General features: G+C 60.9%; 17 protein-coding genes and 5 tRNA genes. 10 read left to right on the top strand and 12 right to left on the bottom strand.

Annotated elements, in window-relative coordinates; all coding sequences use genetic code 11:
- Positions 1 to 60 precede the first annotated feature (60 nt).
- The gene (locus HW452_RS00730) at positions 61 to 690 is read right to left on the bottom strand and encodes a helix-turn-helix transcriptional regulator (RefSeq protein WP_224104185.1); all 630 of its coding nucleotides are present in this window, start codon (positions 688 to 690) and stop codon (positions 61 to 63) included.
- 99 nt (positions 691 to 789) lie between these two features.
- Here HW452_RS00730 and HW452_RS00725 point away from each other — a divergent pair, with 99 nt between their 5' ends.
- A complete protein-coding gene (locus tag HW452_RS00725; RefSeq protein ID WP_224104184.1) occupies positions 790 to 1923 on the top strand; it encodes a DSD1 family PLP-dependent enzyme in 1134 nt (377 codons plus the stop codon).
- A gap of 53 nt (positions 1924 to 1976) precedes the next feature.
- Here HW452_RS00725 and HW452_RS00720 read toward each other — a convergent pair whose 3' ends face one another.
- Both HW452_RS00720 and glcC read right to left on the bottom strand, forming a co-directional pair.
- Positions 1977 to 2501 carry a gamma carbonic anhydrase family protein gene (locus HW452_RS00720; RefSeq protein WP_224104183.1) on the bottom strand — a complete coding sequence of 175 codons (525 nt, stop codon included), beginning with the start codon at positions 2499 to 2501 and terminating at the stop codon, positions 1977 to 1979.
- 82 nt (positions 2502 to 2583) lie between these two features.
- Positions 2584 to 3360, bottom strand: coding sequence for a transcriptional regulator GlcC (gene glcC, locus HW452_RS00715; RefSeq protein WP_224104182.1), 777 nt, complete (start codon positions 3358 to 3360; stop codon positions 2584 to 2586).
- A 237-nt stretch (positions 3361 to 3597) separates the two neighbouring features.
- On the opposite strand from glcC, the gene glcD reads away from it, so the two are divergent.
- The 4 genes from glcD (at position 3598) to HW452_RS00695 (ending at position 7938) form a co-directional block, all read left to right on the top strand.
- Complete coding sequence (glcD, locus tag HW452_RS00710) at positions 3598 to 5097, top strand: glycolate oxidase subunit GlcD (protein WP_224104181.1); 1500 nt, start codon at positions 3598 to 3600, stop codon at positions 5095 to 5097.
- Positions 5098 to 5114: 17 nt separating this feature from the next.
- Positions 5115 to 6215, top strand: a complete 1101-nt coding sequence (gene glcE / locus HW452_RS00705; protein ID WP_224104180.1) for a glycolate oxidase subunit GlcE — start codon at positions 5115 to 5117, stop codon at positions 6213 to 6215.
- 14 nt (positions 6216 to 6229) lie between these two features.
- Entirely contained in the window at positions 6230 to 7459 is a 1230-nt protein-coding gene (glcF, locus tag HW452_RS00700; protein ID WP_224104179.1) for a glycolate oxidase subunit GlcF, read from the top strand.
- 77 nt (positions 7460 to 7536) lie between these two features.
- A complete protein-coding gene (locus HW452_RS00695) occupies positions 7537 to 7938 on the top strand; it encodes a heme-binding protein (protein WP_224104178.1) in 402 nt (133 codons plus the stop codon).
- A gap of 86 nt (positions 7939 to 8024) precedes the next feature.
- Here HW452_RS00695 and HW452_RS00690 read toward each other — a convergent pair.
- From HW452_RS00690 to HW452_RS00665, 6 genes are all read right to left on the bottom strand, one after another.
- A tRNA-Asp gene (locus HW452_RS00690) sits at positions 8025 to 8101 on the bottom strand.
- Positions 8102 to 8150: 49 nt separating this feature from the next.
- Positions 8151 to 8226 (bottom strand) — tRNA-Val (locus HW452_RS00685).
- A 53-nt stretch (positions 8227 to 8279) separates the two neighbouring features.
- Positions 8280 to 8356, bottom strand: a tRNA-Asp gene (locus tag HW452_RS00680).
- A 40-nt stretch (positions 8357 to 8396) separates the two neighbouring features.
- Positions 8397 to 8473 (bottom strand) — tRNA-Asp (locus tag HW452_RS00675).
- Positions 8474 to 8533: 60 nt separating this feature from the next.
- Positions 8534 to 8609: transfer RNA gene (locus tag HW452_RS00670), tRNA-Val, on the bottom strand.
- Between the two features lie 88 nt (positions 8610 to 8697).
- On the bottom strand, positions 8698 to 9459 hold the full coding sequence (locus HW452_RS00665) for an alpha/beta fold hydrolase (RefSeq protein ID WP_224104177.1): 762 nt from the start codon (positions 9457 to 9459) through the stop codon (positions 8698 to 8700).
- A gap of 230 nt (positions 9460 to 9689) precedes the next feature.
- On the opposite strand from HW452_RS00665, the gene HW452_RS00660 reads away from it, so the two are divergent.
- From HW452_RS00660 to fnr, 4 genes are all read left to right on the top strand, one after another.
- Positions 9690 to 11471, top strand: a complete 1782-nt coding sequence (locus tag HW452_RS00660) for a heavy metal translocating P-type ATPase metal-binding domain-containing protein (RefSeq protein WP_224104176.1) — start codon at positions 9690 to 9692, stop codon at positions 11469 to 11471.
- Positions 11452 to 12231, top strand: a complete 780-nt coding sequence (locus HW452_RS00655; RefSeq protein ID WP_224104175.1) for a sulfite exporter TauE/SafE family protein — start codon at positions 11452 to 11454, stop codon at positions 12229 to 12231. The genes HW452_RS00660 and HW452_RS00655 overlap by 20 nt, the downstream gene beginning before the upstream one ends.
- Before the next feature lie 79 nt (positions 12232 to 12310).
- Entirely contained in the window at positions 12311 to 13738 is a 1428-nt protein-coding gene (gene hemN, locus HW452_RS00650; RefSeq protein WP_224104174.1) for an oxygen-independent coproporphyrinogen III oxidase, read from the top strand.
- Positions 13739 to 13786: 48 nt separating this feature from the next.
- The gene (fnr, locus tag HW452_RS00645) at positions 13787 to 14539 is read left to right on the top strand and encodes a fumarate/nitrate reduction transcriptional regulator Fnr (protein WP_224104173.1); all 753 of its coding nucleotides are present in this window, start codon (positions 13787 to 13789) and stop codon (positions 14537 to 14539) included.
- On the opposite strand, the gene ttcA is transcribed toward fnr, so the two are convergent.
- The 3 genes from ttcA to HW452_RS00630 form a co-directional block, all read right to left on the bottom strand.
- Complete coding sequence (gene ttcA, locus HW452_RS00640) at positions 14526 to 15437, bottom strand: tRNA 2-thiocytidine(32) synthetase TtcA (RefSeq protein ID WP_224104172.1); 912 nt, start codon at positions 15435 to 15437, stop codon at positions 14526 to 14528. The genes fnr and ttcA overlap by 14 nt on opposite strands.
- 99 nt (positions 15438 to 15536) lie before the next feature.
- Positions 15537 to 16196, bottom strand: a complete 660-nt coding sequence (locus HW452_RS00635; protein WP_317986298.1) for a DNA polymerase III subunit epsilon — start codon at positions 16194 to 16196, stop codon at positions 15537 to 15539.
- On the bottom strand, positions 16193 to 18007 hold the full coding sequence (locus HW452_RS00630) for a DUF294 nucleotidyltransferase-like domain-containing protein (RefSeq protein WP_224104171.1): 1815 nt from the start codon (positions 18005 to 18007) through the stop codon (positions 16193 to 16195). The genes HW452_RS00635 and HW452_RS00630 overlap by 4 nt, the downstream gene beginning before the upstream one ends.
- Before the next feature lie 645 nt (positions 18008 to 18652).
- Here HW452_RS00630 and HW452_RS00625 point away from each other — a divergent pair.
- Positions 18653 to 18913 (top strand): DUF4212 domain-containing protein, encoded by a 261-nt coding sequence (locus HW452_RS00625; protein ID WP_224104170.1) that lies wholly within the window; start codon positions 18653 to 18655, stop codon positions 18911 to 18913.
- Positions 18914 to 18919 lie beyond the last annotated feature (6 nt).

Genomic DNA, 18919 nt, shown 5'->3' with positions numbered 1-18919 from the left:
GACGCTTGTCACAATGGCCGACGTGTCGAGCGGGTTCGTGATCGGCTTGAAAATGGGCGGTTACTTCGCATAGCTGTAGACCGATGCACGAGAGACGCCCAGGTGCGCGGCAACGATCTCCATCGCGCGGCGTAACTCCAGCAGGCCGGCGGCCTTCAACTCCTTGACCAGGACGCGACGATCTTCTGCCTTCAGCGCACGTGGCGTGGTGGCCATACTCGCTGCGAACTGATCGATACGCGCACGAATCGCATCAGCGCCCGCCGCGTCAAAGGTTTCCTTGGCTGGCGCCTCTGTCTGAATATCGACGAACTGGTTCAGCATGCCCTGAAAGCCTTGAAACACCGTGAGGTCGATGTTCATGCACAGCGCTGCAATATAGCGGCCTTCGGAATCCTTGATGCCGATCGAGGTGCTTTTGACCTGGCGGCCATCAGCAAAGCTGTTCGGGTAGTTGGCAATGACCTGCTCGAATTCGGCGTCCTTGATGCGGGCTAGCCCCAGTTCAGTGGCCGGATGGCCGACTTCGCGGCCAGACAGGTTGTTGTGAATGGCAAGCACGGCATGTGAAGGATCCAGCAGGTCGTGCACCACGATCTCGCAAAAGGGCGTGAACGTTTTGGCGAGTCCCTCGGCAACCTGTTTGATCTGCTCGAGCAGCAGGCGCTGCTCGGGAGTACGTTTTGTCATGATAGAGGCCAGTGCTCCTGAATGTTTTAGACAGTTTGTTCAGATCTGGACAATCTGTCAATATATCAACTCCATTACGTTTGCAGAACGAGCGCCCCCATGACCAGTATCCAGGAAATCGACACGCCTGCCGCCCTCATCGATGTGCCGCGCATGCAGCGCAATATCGAACGTATGCAGGAACGTATGAACACCCTCAGCGTGCGTTTTCGCCCGCACGTCAAGACGGCCAAGTGCCTGCCCGTTGCTGGGGCACAGCGGGAAGCTGGCGCCGAGGGCATCACTGTTTCCACCCTCAAGGAAGCCGAGCAGTTCTTCGAGGCGGGGTTTTCCGACATTCTGTATGCCGTTGGCATTGTGCCGAGCAAGCTTTCTCAGGTGCTTGCCCTGCGAAAGCGCGGCTGTGATCTAAAGATCATCGTGGACAATGTCGAAACGGCGCGGGAGATCGGCCGTTTCGGTAAGGCGCACGAAGACGTCTTCGACGTGTGGATCGAGATCGACACCGACGGCCATCGCTCGGGCATCAAACCGGAAGAGGAAGCGCTGCTGGAAATTGCCCGCGTGCTGCAGGAGGCAGGCATGCGCATGGGTGGCATCATGACTCACGCAGGCTCCAGCTATGACTACAACACCCCGGAAGCCCTGAAGGCTATTGCTGAACAGGAGCGTGCAGGCGCCGTACGTGCTGCCGAGAGACTACGGGAAGCCGGCTTGCCCTGCCCGGTTGTCAGCGTCGGATCGACGCCGACGGCCCTGTCGGCAGAACAGCTCGACGGTGTAACGGAAGTGCGCGCTGGTGTCTACGTACTGTTTGACCTGGTGATGCGTAACGTTGGCGTGTGTACAGAAGACGACATCGCCTTGAGCGTTCTTACCACCGTTATCGGCCACCAGCAAGAGAAAGGCTGGGCGATTGTCGATGCCGGCTGGATGGCCATGAGCCGTGACCGCGGCACTCAGAAACAACCACATGATTTTGGCTTTGGTCAGGTATGCACCGAGGATGGAACGTTACTGGAAGGCTACATCCTGAGTTCTGCCAATCAGGAGCACGGCGTGCTCTCCCACGTGGGTGAGACGGACAAGAACATCCTGGAGCGCTTCCCTATTGGTACGCGACTACGCATTTTGCCCAATCACGCCTGCGCGACCGGTGCACAGCATCCCGAATACCAGGCCATATTGCCCGATGGTACTGTTCAGACCTGGCCTCGCTTCTACGGTTGGTAACTGAGGAATCGACATCTACCCGCCTCACCGTGGTAGCCGCTATCTCTCAGCCGCTAGTCGAGTCGCTTGAGCTTTTGGGCGTGCTCCCGGCCGCGCTCCACATAGCTTTGCGCGTTGAGCTTGAGGCCATCCACCGCGCCTTCGGGCAGCGTCTTGACCACCCGCGCCGGCGAACCGACGATCAGTGAATTGGGCGGAAACACCGCGCCTTCTTTCACGAAGGCGCAGGCCCCGACCAGGCTGTTCTCGCCGATCACCGCGCCGTTCAATATCACCGCCTGAATACCGATCAAACAGCCGTCCTCCACGGTGCAGCCGTGGAGCATCGCCTGGTGGCCGACGGTCACGCCACGGCCTACCTTGAGCGGGTAGCCCGGGTCGGCGTGGAGCACCGCGCCATCCTGAATGTTGCTCTCCTCGCCCACTTCCAGGCGCTCGGTGTCGCCGCGCAGCACCGCCTGGTACCAGACGCTGGCGCGGGTTTTCAAGGTTACCTGCCCGATCACGTCCGCCGTCTCGGCGATATAGACGTCTTCGTGTATCTCGGGTTGATGTTCTGCATATTGGTAAATGGCCACGTGCTTCTCCTGTTCGTTATTGTCGATAGCCCGTCCAGTCAGGCTAACGCCTGTTCCAGCAACCAGGCAACAGGCGGTGTTTTCACCACGGTTCTATTCGCATGGCCGAACGCTCCAGGCGCTCACTCTCGGCTTCAAGCTCACGCAGAAGTTCGCTGATACTGGTCAGATGCTCAAGCGCTACCTGCTTGGCCTGTTCGGCATCACCGGCCACCACGGCGTCGTGCAGCCGGGCGTGCTGGCGGTTGATCATTTCTCTAGGGCCTTCGCGGTGGTAAAGGTGCTTGACCGAGGCGAATACCGAACTCAGCAGCAGGTCGGTCAAACTCTGCAGCGTATGCACCAGCACCGGATTGTGCGAGGCCTGGGAGATCGCCAGATGAAAGGCGTGATCCAGCCGTGCCAGCGGTTCGACCTCGATAGGCGCTGCCTGCTCGACGTAGTCGGCCATCTCGCGATAGCGCCGGGTGATGACCACCCGATCCATCGAGGTGCCTCGCCGGGCCGCCAGAAACGCCGATTCGCCCTCCAGCAGTGCGCGCACTTCCAGCAGATCGAACAGCGTGCGCGGATGATCGTTGAACAGGTGCATCAGCGGACTCTGCTGATGCATGGGCAGAAGCGACGCCACCGTAGAGCCGTGGCCTTGGCGGGTATCGATGATCTGCTTGCTGCGCAGAATACGCAGTCCCTCTCGCAGCGACGCCCGCGATACCTTGAGCCGCTCGCACAACCGGCGCTCGGACGGCAGCAACTGGCCCGGGCGAAACACGCCGTCCAGAATCAGCTGTTCGAGCCGCGCCGCCACGTTTTCCGGCGTGCGCCGCCCGGCTACTTGCTCCTCGCTTGAAAGCGTCATGCTCTCTCCTTTCAAACCATGGGCGTCTTGCATCCTGTCAGCCGCCAGTGGTTTGACCCGGTGGCAGCCCTTACCCACCAAGAGCACCTGAATATGCCATGCCCTTGGTATCGTCGACCAATTACTGGTCTGACCATTGCACCACAGTCTGGACAGGCACACAAAAAAAGCTCAGATTGACGCCATTGCCGACCGACCGTGCGGTTACTTTTCAATGATAAAAACCGGGATGTCGTGATGAATATCCTCTTTGATGAACGCCTTGATGGCGAGCTTGCACGCCGTGACAAACACGAGGTCCTGACGGATCTACAGCAGGCCGCCCCTGGCATGACCCTGCTTCACCGCGAGGAAGACCTGCGCCCGTTCGAGTGTGATGGTCTGGCTGCCTACCGCGTTCTGCCCATGCTGGTGGCCCTGCCGGAAAGTCTTGACCAGGTGGAAGCGCTGCTCAGGCGCTGCCATGCACTGGGTGTACCGGTGGTAACCCGCGGCGCAGGCACCGGGCTTTCCGGCGGCGCGCTGCCCTTGGAGCAGGGGGTGCTGCTGGTGATGTCGCGCTTCAACAAGATCATAAGCGTCGACCCGAATGCCCGCCTGGCCCGTGTGCAGCCAGGGGTACGCAACCTGGCCATTTCCGAAGCGGCCGCTCCTTACGGGCTTTACTACGCGCCGGACCCCTCCTCCCAGATTGCCTGCTCCATTGGCGGTAACGTGGCGGAGAACGCCGGCGGCGTGCACTGCTTGAAGTATGGTCTGACCGTACATAACGTGCTGCGCGTGGATGTGCTGACCATCGAAGGCGAGCGCATGACGCTCGGCGCCGAGTCCCTCGACGCGCCGGGGTTTGATCTTCTTGCGCTGATGAACGGTTCGGAAGGCATGCTGGGGGTGGTGACCGAGATCACCGTCAAGCTGCTGCCCAAACCCGAAACCGCCAAGGTGTTGATGGCAAGTTTTGACGATGTCGAAAAGGCAGGCCGAGCGGTGGGCGATATCATCGCGGCAGGCATCATTCCCGGCGGGCTCGAGATGATGGACAGGCTCGCCATCCAGGCTGCGGAAGATTTTGTCCGCGCGGGCTACCCGCTGGATGCCGAAGCGATCCTGCTGTGCGAACTCGACGGCGTGGAAGCCGATGTCGACGACGATTGCGAAACGGTGCGCCGGGTACTCGAGCAGGCCGGCGCCACCCAGATCCAGCAGGCCCGCGACGAGCTCGAACGGGCGAAATTCTGGGCCGGGCGCAAGAATGCCTTTCCAGCCGTGGGTCGCATGTCGCCGGACTACTACTGCATGGACGGCACCATTCCGCGTCGCGAACTGCCCCGCGTGCTCAAGGGCATCGCCGCCTTGTCTGAAGAGAGCGGTCTTCGTGTGGCGAACGTGTTCCACGCTGGCGATGGCAACATGCACCCCTTGATCCTGTTCGATGCCAACAAGGAAGGCGAGCTTGCGCTTGCCGAGGAGGTAGGCGGCAGGATTCTCGAGCTGTGCGTGGCCGCCGGCGGTTCGATCACCGGCGAACACGGCGTAGGGCGCGAAAAGATCAATCAGATGTGCAGCCAGTTCCAAGCCGACGAGATCAGCGTGTTTCACGCCCTGAAAGCCGCCTTCGACGAGAAGCGCCTGCTGAACCCCGGAAAGAACATTCCCACGCTTGCCCGCTGCGCCGAGTTTGGTGCCATGCACGTGCATAACAATGAACTGCCGCACCCTGAGCTACCGCGCTTTTGATGGCACAAGGATACTTCATGACTGATCTAGCGATTCACTCCGTTGATGGCGATATCGCCGATACCCTGTGTGATCAGGTGCGCACGGCTTATGAAGCGCGCACGCCGCTGCGCATCGTCGGCGGCGACACTCGCGCCTTCTATGGCCGCGCGGTCGAGGGCCAGGAGCTCTGCCTGGCAGAACACAGCGGCATCGTCGCCTACGACCCGGTGGAGCTGGTGGTTACCGTACGCGCCGGTACGCGCCTTGACGCATTGCAAAGTGCCCTGGCCGAACACCATCAGATGCTCCCCTTCGAGCCGCCGGTGTTTGGCGCACAAAGCACCATCGGCGGCGCGGTTGCAACCGGGCTTTCCGGCCCGCGCCGCCCCTGGGCAGGAGCAGCGCGGGATTTTGTGCTGGGCACCCGGGTGATCACCCAGGAAGGCAAGCTGCTGCGCTTTGGCGGCGAAGTCATGAAGAACGTGGCGGGTTACGATCTTTCGCGCTTGATGACCGGCGCCCAGGGTACGCTTGGCGTACTTGCCGATATCTCCTTCAAGGTGCTGCCCATCCCCACCGCAAGCCACTGCCTGCGCCTTGCCATGAGTCTTGAGGACGCCCTGGGCAAGCTTGCCGAACTGGGCCGCCAGCCGCTGCCCATTACCGCGGCAGCCTGGCATGCCGGCGAGCTTTTCATTCGCCTTGAAGGGGGTGAAAGCTCGGTGAAGGCCACTCGCGAACGCCTGGGTGGTGAGGCGCTGGACGCCGAGTTCTGGACGTCACTGCGCGACCATACGCTTGATTTCTTCACCCTGGCCGAGGGCCAGGCGCTCTGGCGCCTGTCGCTTCCCCCCCATACGCCGCCGCTTTCACTGGATATCGCCGATGCTGATATCTTCTACGACTGGGCCGGCAGCCAGCGTTGGGTGAAGACGGCACTGGATGCCAAGACCCTGCGCGATGCCTGTCAGGCGGCCGGTGGGCACGCAACCTGCTACACCCCCGAGGCCCAGGGCGGCGCGGCCGAGCCTTTCACGCCCCTCAATGCCGTGGTGGAAAAGTATCACCGCCATCTTAAAACCCAGTTGGATGCCCACGGCATTTTCAACCCCGGTCGTCTTTACGCGGCATTTTAATCAGGAGAGCTGATATGCAGACGCATTTCACCGATGCCGATCGTCAAAAGCCGCATATTCAGGAAGCCGAGCGCATCCTGCGCACCTGCGTGCACTGCGGGTTCTGTAACGCCACCTGCCCCACCTATCAGCTGCTGGGCGATGAGCGCGACGGCCCGCGCGGGCGCATCTATCTGATGAAGGAGCTGCTGGAGAGCCGCGACGATGACGACCAGGTCACCGAAGAGACGAGGCTGCACCTGGACCGCTGCCTGACCTGTCAGAATTGTGAAACCACCTGCCCATCCGGCGTCGAGTATCACAAGCTTCTCAACATCGGCCGGGCGGAGATCGAGCGGCGCGTACCGCGACCACCGGCGGACCGCGCCCAGCGCTATGCGCTGCGCAAGATGATGGTCGAGCCCAGGCGCTTCAAGGCGCTGCTCACACTGGGCCAGACCTTCAAGCCGCTGGTACCTGCCAAGCTGCGCAACAAGATGCCCGCCGCCCCGATGGATGCCGGCAAGCGCCCCGCCCCCCGGCATGCCCGCCGCATGCTGATTCTGGAAGGCTGTGTCCAGCCAGGCCTTTCGCCCAACACCAACGCGGCCACGGCGCGCCTGCTCGACCGTCTGGGCATCAGTTTGAGCCCGGTGAGTGAGGCCGGCTGCTGCGGGGCGATCGATTTTCACCTCAACGCCCAGGATGATGGCCGTGCCCGCATGCGTGCCAATATCGATGCCTGGTGGCCACACATCGAGCAGGGCATCGAGGCTATCGTGCAGACCGCCAGTGGCTGCGGCGCGTTCATCAAGGAGTATGGCGACATGCTCAAGGATGACCCTGACTACGCCGAAAAGGCCAGGCGGGTCAGTGCGCTGGCCAAGGACATCGTCGAGGTACTGCGTGAAGAGCCGCTGGAGTCGCTCAAGGTGGCTGAGCCACAGCGGCTCGCCTTCCACTGCCCGTGTACGCTTCAGCACGCCCAGAAGCTCAACGGCGCGGTGGAAGGTGTGCTTACCAAGCTCGGCTTTGCGCTGACCCCGGTGCAGGATGCCCACCTGTGCTGCGGCTCGGCAGGCACCTATTCGATCACTCAGCCCGAGCTTGCCACCCAACTGCGCGACAACAAGCTCAATGCCCTGGAAGCGGGCAACCCGGAGCTTATCGTGACCGCCAACATCGGCTGCCAGACGCACCTGGCGGGCGCCAACCGCACGCCGGTGCGCCACTGGATAGAAGTCGTGGACGCCGCACTGGCCTGATAGCGTTATCTTGGCCGCGCCTGCCCGGCGGCGCGGCTTCAACCCGAAGAGCACGTTGCAAACCACAGGAAACCGATATGCAAACCAAAGCGATTCTTGCCCTCGCCGATATCAACAAGATCCTCGATGCCGCCCAGCAAGAGGCTGACAGCAACGCCTGGCCGGTCACCATTGCCGTGGCCGACGATGGCGGCCACCTGCTGGCACTTCGCCGCCTGGATGGCGCCGCTCCCTTCAGCGCCGACGTGGCGACTCACAAGGCGCGCAATGCAGCGCTGGGCCGCAAGGAGACCCAGGTGTTCGAAGAGATGATCAACGGCGGACGCACGGCATTTGTGACCGCCCCGCTGCAGGGCCTTCTATCCGGCGGCGTGCCGGTCATCGTGGATGGACAGGTGATCGGCTCGGTCGGCGTATCCGGCGTCAAGCCCGAACAGGACGTGCAGATCGCCAAGGCGGGGGTCAGCGCCATTGCGTGATGAATGCACGGCAAGCGCATACGAAAAACCCCGGATCGATGATCCGGGGTTTTGGAATTCGTTCGGTATCAACCGAGCGTGCTTGATGGCGGACCGGACGAGACTCGAACTCGCGACCTCCGGCGTGACAGGCCGGCATTCTAACCAACTGAACTACCGGTCCGCAGATAAAGCACTTTGACGCTATTGCAACCATTTAAAAGGACTTTAAATGGTGGGTGGTACTGGGTTCGAACCAGTGACCCCCAGCTTGTAAGGCTGGTGCTCTCCCAACTGAGCTAACCACCCGGGTCGTTGACGATTCGTCAACCTATCTTCAACAGATAATCTGCAAGTTATCGTGGCGGACCGGACGAGACTCGAACTCGCGACCTCCGGCGTGACAGGCCGGCATTCTAACCGACTGAACTACCGGTCCGAATAGCGATAACTGGCTTCAAAGCAGGTGAGCGTGATGATGGCGGACCGGACGAGACTCGAACTCGCGACCTCCGGCGTGACAGGCCGGCATTCTAACCAACTGAACTACCGGTCCGCTGTGACATCATGCTGATGCTACTTTGCTACTGCTTCACGTTTCCAGGCCATCTTGCGATGGTGGGTGGTACTGGGTTCGAACCAGTGACCCCCAGCTTGTAAGGCTGGTGCTCTCCCAACTGAGCTAACCACCCGCTGGTCACGTGGCGCTGCATTCTACAGAAGCCTGCCTGAATGTCAACACGTTATGTTCAAACTTTGTGGTTCAAACCAGCGCGTTGCTCACATTCCCGACGGCGTCCCATGAGCGCGGACGAAGGATGCCGCAAGTTGGGCGGCTTCGTCAATCAAAAACTCATGTTTCAATCCTGACACCCGCCTTGGCTTGAAATCGTGATCGCCATCGGCAAGCCAGGCAAGGCGCGTGTGCTGGGGCAGTGTATAACCTTCCACTTCCTCACGCGTGCCAAACGGGTCGCGCTCGCCTTGAAGTACCAGCAGCGGGCAGCGAATGTCCGGCCAGTGGCCCAGGCGCAGCTTCTCTGGCGCCTTGGGTGGATGAAACGGATAGCCGGCCACAATGACGCCCGGGCAGCCGGGCCCCGCTATCGCGCCGCGGTGCAGGGCACTTGCCAACAGCGTGGCGATGCGCCCGCCCATGGACTTGCCCCCTACCCAGAGCGGCAGGGTGCCAAGCGGTTCAAGCGCGTGATACCACGCGGCAAAATGCTCGAGCGTGCGTTCGACGCGGGGCGGCGGACGGCGCTTTCCCTGCTCCTGCATCTGCTGCATGTAGGGAAAGTCGATCGCCAGTACCTGGATGCCGTGCTCGGCAAGCGCCTTGATGATCCGTTGCATGAACGCCGACTGATGGCCAGCACCGGCGCCATGCGCCCACAAGAGCCGCCCATGGCGCGCTTGCCCCACCACTGCCAGCGGCCCCAGGCCGTCTACCAGCAAGCGTGGCGCAACAGACTCGTCGAGCGCCTCGGCCAGCGCGGCTGGCAGGATTGGTAGGTAGTCTGCGTAAGCATTCTGGCTCACTGCTTTATCCTTTTTGAAGTTGTCGGGCGCCATTTTGGCGGGCTCGAGCGCCTTGCCCGGTTAATTCGCCCCGAAGGCAGCGATCCTGCTACTCTTTTCGAACCACTGATTTTGAACCACTGAAGACTGGTCTTGATTCACTCAACGACACCGGGCCCTGGCCTGAAGGACATCCGTTTGGTCGAGAAAACGCCACCGACCCCGTCACCCCTAGAGCGGATAACCAAGGCATGACGACACCTGCCGCCTGCTACCACTGTTCAAGCCCCGTGCCTGCCGGCGCAGCCTGGCAGATCACCCTGGATGGCGTATCTTACCCGGTGTGCTGCCCAGGCTGCGAAGCCGTGGCACATGCCATCGTGCGGGGCGGGCTCGAGCACTACTACCGGCAACGCACCGAACCACCTGCAAAACCCGCAACGCAAGCCGTAAAGCGGGACCTATGGGCGCACTTCGATCTCCCCGAACGCCAGCAATGGGTCAGCCTCGAACCGTCAACCGGTAAGGCAAGTGCCACCCTGGCTGTCGAGGGGATCACCTGCAATGCCTGCGCCTGGCTTATCGAGCACCGTTTGAACGCACTCGAGGGGGTTGCTGCCAGCGCGGTGGATCTGGCTCACCATCGGCTCAGGGTCAGTTGGTACTCTGAAACGCTCAAGCCTTCGACGTTGATGGCCGAGCTTGCCGCCATCGGCTATAGCGCCCTGCCTTCCACGCCCGATCCTGTCCAGACTCGCCTTCAGGCACGCATGCGGCTCACCGCTAGAGGGCTGACGGTAGCGACGGCCAGTCTGGCTGGCAACGCCATGCTGACGCTCTTCCCTTCGGGCGGACTTGAAGAGAACACCCCTGGGCTTGTTGCCGGGGTGTCGATTGCGCTTTCCAGCGCTGCCATGTTCGCCGCCATGCCCTTTTTTTGCCGTGCGCTGGGCGATTTGAAGCGCCGCCAGCCGGGTCTGATGGTGCCTGTCAGCCTGGTGCTTGTCAGCGCCTACCTGGCTTCGGTCTACGCGGTTCTGCATGGTGATGGGCATTATGCAGACGCCATCGCCCTGCTGGTGACGCTTTTGCTTCTTGGCCGCTACACAGCGCTTCGCAGCCGGCTGAAAATGCTTCGTCAATGGACGTTGCCGGCGTTTGCCACCCGGCTAGAGGGGGTAACGCGGCAGGCCAGCGTACAGGAAGCGCATGAACGCCTGGTTCGCGCCACTGCGCTGTTAGCCGGCGACTGCATCAGCGTGGCGCCTGGCCAGCGCCTGCCCGCTGACGGCACTATCCTCCAGGGCGAATCGAGTCTCGACACCTCGCGCCTTACCGGCGAGCCGCTGCCGGTGGCCTGCCGGGCGGGCGATGACGCGCTGTGCGGCGCTCTCAACCTGGAGAATCCGCTGCTCCTTGAGGTATCCCGGGCAGGCGACCAGACGCATGCGGGATCGATCAGTACCGCTATTCGAGCCAACTGGCAAGCGCGGTGCCCGGATGCGGCGGACGCGCCCTACGTGCATGTCTGGGTACCATGCCTGCTCGCGGCAGCGGCGGTGACCACAGGGCTTTTGTGGGGCACCTCCCAGGCCGTCGATACGCTTGTTGCCATGCTGTTGGCAGGCATCCCGCTTGGCCTGTCACTGGCCACGCCGCTGGCGCTTGGCACCACGCTCCAGCAGCTTGGCAGACGCGGGGCATGGGTGACTCGCCCAGGCGCCCTGCTCGTCCTGGCGCGCAAGGCGCCTGTCACTTCGCACCCTGACGTGGTGCTGCCTGGCCCTCGCGCCGGGCGCCTTGACGAAGTACAGGCGATGGCGCGTCTTGCCAAGCGATGCGCGCAGCAGAACCGACGAATTGCGCTCGGGGTCACGCTCGCGCTGGTAGGGCTGGCAGCGTCAGGCCAGCTCTCTCCCCTGGGTGCGGTTTCGGGCAGCGCCATCAGCGTGCTGGCGGTGCTTGGCAATACGCAGCGGCTGCTGGGGCGCCCCTGCGCTTCAAAGGAGACCCATGAATCCCACCGGGCTTGATCTTCCACCTCTGTTGGCCGCATTCGTGTTCGGCCTGCTGGGCGGCGCCCACTGCATCGGCATGTGTGGTGGCATCATGAGCGCGCTGAGCTTTGCCGTGCCGCCCAGCATGCGCCGCCCCGGGCGTATGGCCGGCCTGCTGCTCGGCTATAATCTGGGCCGAATCACAAGCTACATGGCGGCAGGCGCTCTGGTAGCCGCATTGGGTACGCTGATATCGCTTGCGCCTCTTGCACGTCAGGTGCTGCAGGGGCTGGCGGCGGTGATGCTGATCCTCATGGCGCTATATATCGCCGACTGGTGGAAGGGGCTTTTGGGTATCGAAGCCGTGGGCAGACGCCTTTGGCGCTACCTCGAACCGGTCGGGCGACGGCTGATGCCGGTGGTTCACGTGCCCCAGGCATTCGCCCTGGGCGCTATCTGGGGGTGGCTGCCCTGCGGGCTGGTCTACGCCATGCTGGCCTGGAGCCTGGCAATGGCCGCGCCGCTTCATGGAGCCATGCTGATGGGCGCTTTCGGCCTCGGCACGCTGCCAGCGCTGCTGGCCACCGGGTTTGCCGCCCGCAAGCTTGGCGGCCTGATTCGCCACCCGGCCACGCGCACACTGGCAGCATTGGTGATCATCACCTTTGCGCTATGGCAGCTGTGGACACTGAATGCCCACTCGGACGGGCACTCGCACGATCACTCAGGCCCCGCTACGCACTCCCATTCACATGCGCCTTCCCATCCACATACGCCTTCCCACCCCATTCATTGATGTGGCTCAACACTTCACGGCGCTGTCTCGGTTACTGTTTCGGCAGGTTTTAACGTATCAGCCACCGGAGGCGTTTTTCATGCCCATACGTGCCCCTGTTGCCTCCCTGCTCGCCCTGGCCGCCAGCCAGCCGATGCCTCATTGGGACGACGCTCTATTGCGCCGCTACGACAAGAGCGGCCCGCGCTATACGTCCTACCCAACGGCGCTTGCCTTTCATGAGCGCTTCACACCAGATGATACCGCTCAGGCGCTGGAGCGCAGCAACCAGCGCGGTCGCCCGCTCTCGCTTTATGTTCACGTGCCATTTTGCCGCAAGATCTGCTTTTACTGCGCGTGCAACAAGATCGCTACCAAGGACACCTCGCTGGCCGAACCCTACCTCTCGCGGCTCGACCGCGAAATGGTGCTGGCAGCACGCCACCTGGACACCTCACGGCCGGTCAAGCAGTTGCACTGGGGCGGGGGGACGCCCACTTTTCTCTCGCTTTCGCAGATGAGCGACCTGATCGACCGTCTGGATGCCCGGTTCGGGCTTTCCGACGACCCCGAGCGTGATTACGCCATCGAGATCGATCCGCGCGAGGCGGACGTCTTCACCCTGCGCCACCTGCAGTCGCTGGGCTTCAACCGCTTGAGCCTGGGGGTTCAGGATCTGAGCCCCCAGGTGCAGAAGGCGATCAATCGCCACCAGCCGCGCGTGCTGACCGAAACGCTGATGGACGAGGCCCATCGGCTGGGCTTTCGCTCGCTGAACCTGGATCTCATCTACGGCCTGCCCTTTCAGACCGAAAGAAGTTTCGCCGACACTCTGGCCCAGGTGATCGAGCTGAATCCGGCGCGGCTGTCGGTGTTCAACTACGCGCATATGCCGGAACGCTTCAAGCCCCAACGGCGCATCAAGGAGGATGATTTGCCAGGAGCCGAGGAGAAACTCGCGATCCTGCGCACCACGATCGAGATGCTGACGGCGGCGGGCTATGTGCATATCGGCATGGATCACTTCGCCAAGCCCGATGACAGCTTGACGATCGCCCAGGCCAACGGCACGCTGCAGCGCAATTTTCAGGGGTATTCAAGCCACGCCCAGTGCGATCTGATCGGTCTCGGGGTTTCGGCCATCTCGCGTATCGACGATGTCTACGCGCAGAATCCGACCAGCCTTGGCGACTACGAAGCCGCCTTGGATGAAGGTCGACTAGCCACGGTAAAGGGTGTGCGCTTAAATAAGGATGACCTAATAAGGGCGGACGTCATCGAACGGCTGATGTGTGATATGCGCCTCGACCTGAACGCGATTGGCCAGCGCTGGAACATCGAAGCGACCGACTATTTTGCCGGCGCGCTTGATACGCTGCGCACCGCCGAGCAGGATGGGCTAATCACCTGGCAAGGTGCTACGCTAGTCGCAACCCCCATGGGGCGGCTCTTGATTCGCCATCTGGCCATGGCGTTTGATGCCTATCTGCCTGGTCATACGGGCGCGCGCTATTCAAGAATCGTCTAACGGGCTGAACGCGCTGATATCTACTGGGCACAAGACAGGGAGAGATGTATGTCACTACCGGCAAGCCAACGCCGCTCGCTTCTTCAGGAAGCCCGCTGTCAGACCTGCAGCTTGAGTTCGCTGTGTCTGCCGCTGGCGCTGGAACTGGAGGACATGGGGCAGTTCGACGCCATCATCCGCCGCCGGGCGCCGCTGAAAAAGGGCGAGCCGCTGTTTCGCCAGGGCGACCGCTTCACCAGCGTATATGCGGTGCGCTCGGGCAGCCTGAAGCAGATCACCAGCGAAGGTAACGGCAACGATCAGTTGACCAACTTCTTCCTGCCAAGCGAGCTCGTCGGCCTGGACGGCATCGATGAAGAGCACTATCCAGGCAGTGTCATCGCGCTTGAAACCACGACCGTCTGCGAGATTCCGTTTGACCGGCTGGATACGCTTTCAGAAGAGCTGCCGGAGCTGCGCGGGCAGCTCTACCGCAGCATGAGTAAAGAGCTTCGCGATGACCGGCGCATGATGCGCCTGCTTTCGCGCAAGACCGCCGACCAGCGGCTGGCAAGCTTTTTACTCACGCTGTCAGAGCGCTTTCGGCGCCGCGGCTACTCGCCCTACAGCTTCCGGCTTTCCATGGCGCGGGCGGACATCGGCAACTACCTGGGGTTGGCCGTCGAGACGGTCAGCCGTATCCTGAGCCGCTTCCAGCAGCAGAAGGTGGTGGCCGTCTCGGGCCGGGAGGTCAACATTCTCGACATGCAGCGCCTGGTGGCGCTGAGTGAAGAGGATGACCAGACGATCAACTCACGTTGAACGCCTGAATACGCCCGCTCATCAGTTCGGCCTGCTTGGCTTCAAGCCCTGCAAAGTCAAACAGGTCACGGTCGGCAAGCTGGGAAGGAGCGACATTGGTAACCGCCTTGAACATGCTTTCAAGGCGGCCCGGGTATTTCTTGTCCCACTCGGCAAGCATCTCCTTGACGATCTGGCGCTGCATGTTGGGCTGCGAGCCGCACAGGTTACAAGGGATGATCGGGAACTCCATCAGCCGCGAGAACTCGGCGATATCCGCCTCCTTGCAGTAGGCCAGAGGACGAATCACGATATTCTTGCCATCGTCGGAGAGCAGCTTGGGCGGCATTGCCTTGAGCGTGCCGCCAAAGAACATGTTCAAAAACATGGTTTCCAGAATGTCTTCACGGTGATGCCCAAGGGCGATCTTGTTGGCGCCGATCTCTTCGGCAAAGCCGTAGAGCGACCCGCGGCGCAGCCGTGAACACAGTGCACAGGTAGTCTTGCCTTCCGGAGTCTTCTCCTTCACGACCGAGTAGGTATCACGCTCGAGAATATGGTACTCCACGCCGAGGCCGTCCAGGTAGCGCGGCAGCACGTGTTCGGGAAAGCCGGGCTGCTTCTGATCCATGTTGACCGCCACCAGGGAAAAGTTCACCGGGGCGTTGCGCTGCAGGTTGCGCAGAATCTCGAGCATCGTATAGCTGTCTTTACCACCGGACAGGCAGACCATGATCCGGTCGCCTTCATTGATCATCTGATAGTCGATAATGGCGTTACCCACTTCACGCCGCAGTCGCTTTTGCAACTTGTTGAATTCACGCTTTTGTTTGGCATCAACAGTGTCCCGCTGGCCGTCATGGCCAGCCGTGGGCGCAACCGTTGCCGTGGCGGGGTCAAAATGATCGATGTGTTGCATGGTATAAGCACTGCCAATGGTAGAAGGAGCAGCGGCTATTCTAACAACACTCCCCGCCTTCGCCCAACTGGCAAGCTTGCGACCGTTAAGCGGCAGATACTAACCAGATTGGGCCATATCGCGCTGCAGGCGCATGTACAAAAGCGCGCTGGCGGTTGCCTTGCCAAGCAATCCCCGGGCAGCAACCGAAGGAACCTGCCAGCACGTCAGCGCCTCTGAAAACTGGCAAGAGGTCTCGACCAGCGGATGCCGACGGCGCAGCTGCCGGTGGTGCAGCCTCGCCACATCTACCTGGGCATTGGGCAGCCCGAACCCCAGATGAGCCCTGAAGGCGCTGTCGAGCATTATCAGCTGCTGCTCCAGCTGCCAGCCGATCAGCGGTCGGTTACCGATGAACTCCGCCAGCCCTCTCAGGGTATGGGCGCTGAAGCATAGCGTGGTCTGGGTATCATAAAGCTCCTGATGACGGCGCACGGTCTTGTCACACGTGGCCTCGCCGTCAGCCAGGGTCGCCTGCCATGCCTGACTGAGCTGAACGCGCTGCTGGTTAAGCACTACCGCGGCGATACTGAGCACCGGCTCAGGCCCTGGTGTAACCTGGCAGGCCAAGGCGACCAGCTCCTCTCCCATGTAGGGTTGAAACAGCCAGGCATAAGGCGAATGGGCATGGCGCCGCCGATCCCGCTCTCGCTTGAACAGCATGCGTAGCGAGCGTCCGACCAGCGTTGCGTATTTATCGATCTGCTGCATGCTGCTCATGAGTACTCTAGGTGATAACGGTGGGAAAGGTGCTGCTTGAAGTCTTTCACGATATGCAGCGATTCACGCAGCAGATCCCGCTCGAGAGATGAGAGCTCCTGAACGACCACGCGGTTGGCGTGCGCATCGTCAACCGCCTGACTGCTCAACTGTTGCTTGAGGCGCAGTTCGGTAAATAGCGAAAGTGCCTCGCCCAGGTCATCGGCCACACGGCGCTCGAGGCGGCCGTCATCGGCCAGCGCCTCCAGGCGACCTAGCGTCGAGGTCTCGCCGATACGCCGCTCAAGCGCCATGGTGCGTACACCATGCACGATCGGAAAAATCCCGCCTTTCTTGATATCAATACCGTGCTGGGGCTTCTTGAGCGAGCCAAACAGGGTAAGCGGTGTAGAGAAGCGCAGCGCCGTACGGGCCAGGTAGGAGAGCAGTATCTCGTCTCGGGCGCAGCGCTCGAACAGCGCTTCGCGCACGCTTTCCACAAGCCTTGGGTTGCCCGCTACCGCATGGGCGTCAAGCAGGATGGCAAGCTTCATGAGGCTGTCGCCATCGCGCACGTCGGCCCACTGGGCAATGCGTTTTTTCCACTGACTGACGCTTGCTACCCACTGGGGATTGGAGACCATGATGTTTCCCGGGCATGGTGGGTAGCCCAGCCGAATCAGCGTATCCGTCAGGCGCTGCATATCGCCTGCCACATCGGGCCACGCTGCGTCATCTTCAAGAATCAATCCATTGTCCTGATCGGTCTTCAGGATCTGCTCACCTCGCCCTTCGCTGCCCATGACCACGAGGCAACTGTGCAAGTGGTGCGTCTCGTTCACGGTAAATGCCCAGGCCTTGTTCATGATGCGACCGTTGAGCGCGGCCAGCAGGTCCATGGCGAAACGCAGCTTGACCCCCTGGGCCATCAGTGCCCGGACCAGCTCCGGCGTACGCTGGCTGGCCGCCGCCAGCGCATTCAGATCCGTTGCCTGTTCCACCTGCAGGCTGACCACGTAGCTTCGGCTGGAGAAGTAGCTCAATACGTCTGTGAGTTCGACCACGCCTTTCAAGACGGCGCGCTCCATGACCACCACGCGCGTCACCTTGTGCCGGGTCATCAATACCAGAGCTTCAAAGAGATATTGCGTGGGCGTCACCGTGACCAGCGAGAAGTGCGCAAGCCGGTCGACCGGCGTTTGTTGACTGAAACCTTCCATCACCAGGCCGTTAAGAAGGTCGGTCTTGGTGACCATGCCAAGTGTGCCCTGGGTTTCGACCAGCAGGCTGTCGGCGTGACTGTCGTTAAGCGTTCTGACGGCGTCGGCAATGCTGCTTTTGGCATCGACCAGCAGCGGGTCGCGCATGCATTCACTCACGCTTGCCAGCATGAAGCCCGCCATGGTGACGCCCCCCTCGGCACGCTTTTCGGTCAGCAAACGCGCCTTGTGTGCCAGCGACTGCCGGAAAAACTGCTCGAAGGGTGGATACTGACGGCACAGCTGAAGAAACAGCGCACGGGGCAAGAGATAGCAAAGACACTCCTGTTCGGCCTGGAAACGGTAGCGACTCTTGCCATTCAAGATACTGATGGCGCCGAACAGATCCCCCGCCGTATAGTGCCCCAAACGAGCGCTGGCGGCGGGTAGCGTGGGATCGATCTCCGCCACGTCACCCTTATGCACCAGAAACACATGCTCGCCGTTCGCCCCCGTTTCCAGAATGACGCTATCGCGTTCGAAGTAGGCCAGATCCAGGCTGCGGCGAACATGGTCGCGCCCCTCATCATCCAGCAGCGTAAAAGGCAATTGGGACAGATCGACATCAACCATGGGGCACGCCCTCAATGTCCGGCAGGTCGCTTGTTGTTAAACGCAAACACGTTCTGCCTGACAATGGCAGGCAACCGGCCAGACCTGGTTAAACTCATGTTAAGGTAAAACAGAAACGAAACGCCCATTAAGCAAGAGCAACTGAAACAGTCATTCGATCTGATTACCCCTACTTTGGGATATACTGCCAACGTCGACACGACGTTTGGTCTAACGACGAAAGTCGTGTCTTATCGCATTTACACAAGCATATTCCGTGCTTTCTTCAAAGTAGCAAACATTATCTTTCAACCCTACCCTAGACCATGGTTCAAGTGGCTTACCTCATTCGAGCGTCAGGAAAAAATCTCTTTCATTACAGACAGATTAAAATCAAGGCCTGCGCCTGCTCGATTCGTGATACCAAAGTCTGGGATTATTTTTTAGCTGTTATTGTCCAGTATTAACACGGTATGATTCAGGGCAATCACACAGGGCCTTTCCGCACTTTCCCTAACGCTAAAAGTGATCATTCAAGCAAACGGAAACCTGACAAGAGCCGATAATTAAAACTAAGTGGTTTTTGGCGCGCAATTACCCTGATACGCCAAACGCTATTCCTGGTGAACTTTCCAAACCCTAAAAACACAAGTGGAGAGCAACACAATGGCAGACGACAAATCCAATGCTGCTGAATACTGGAAAGCCAATGTTCGCTTAATCTTCGGATGCCTGGTGGTATGGGCATTCGTCTCATATGGGTGTGCGATCCTGTTTCGCCCCCTTCTGGCGAACATTTCTGTCGGGGGAACAGACCTCGGCTTCTGGTTCGCCCAGCAAGGCTCCATTCTTACCTTCATCGTGCTTATCTTCTTCTACGCCTGGAGAATGAACAAGCTCGACCAAAAATTTGGCCTTGGGGAGTAAGCCGGT

The sequence above is a fragment of the Vreelandella aquamarina genome (genome assembly GCF_020075495.1).
GTDB classification, from domain to species: domain Bacteria; phylum Pseudomonadota; class Gammaproteobacteria; order Pseudomonadales; family Halomonadaceae; genus Vreelandella; species Vreelandella aquamarina_A.
This window is presented reverse-complemented; position numbering and strand designations above follow the sequence as displayed.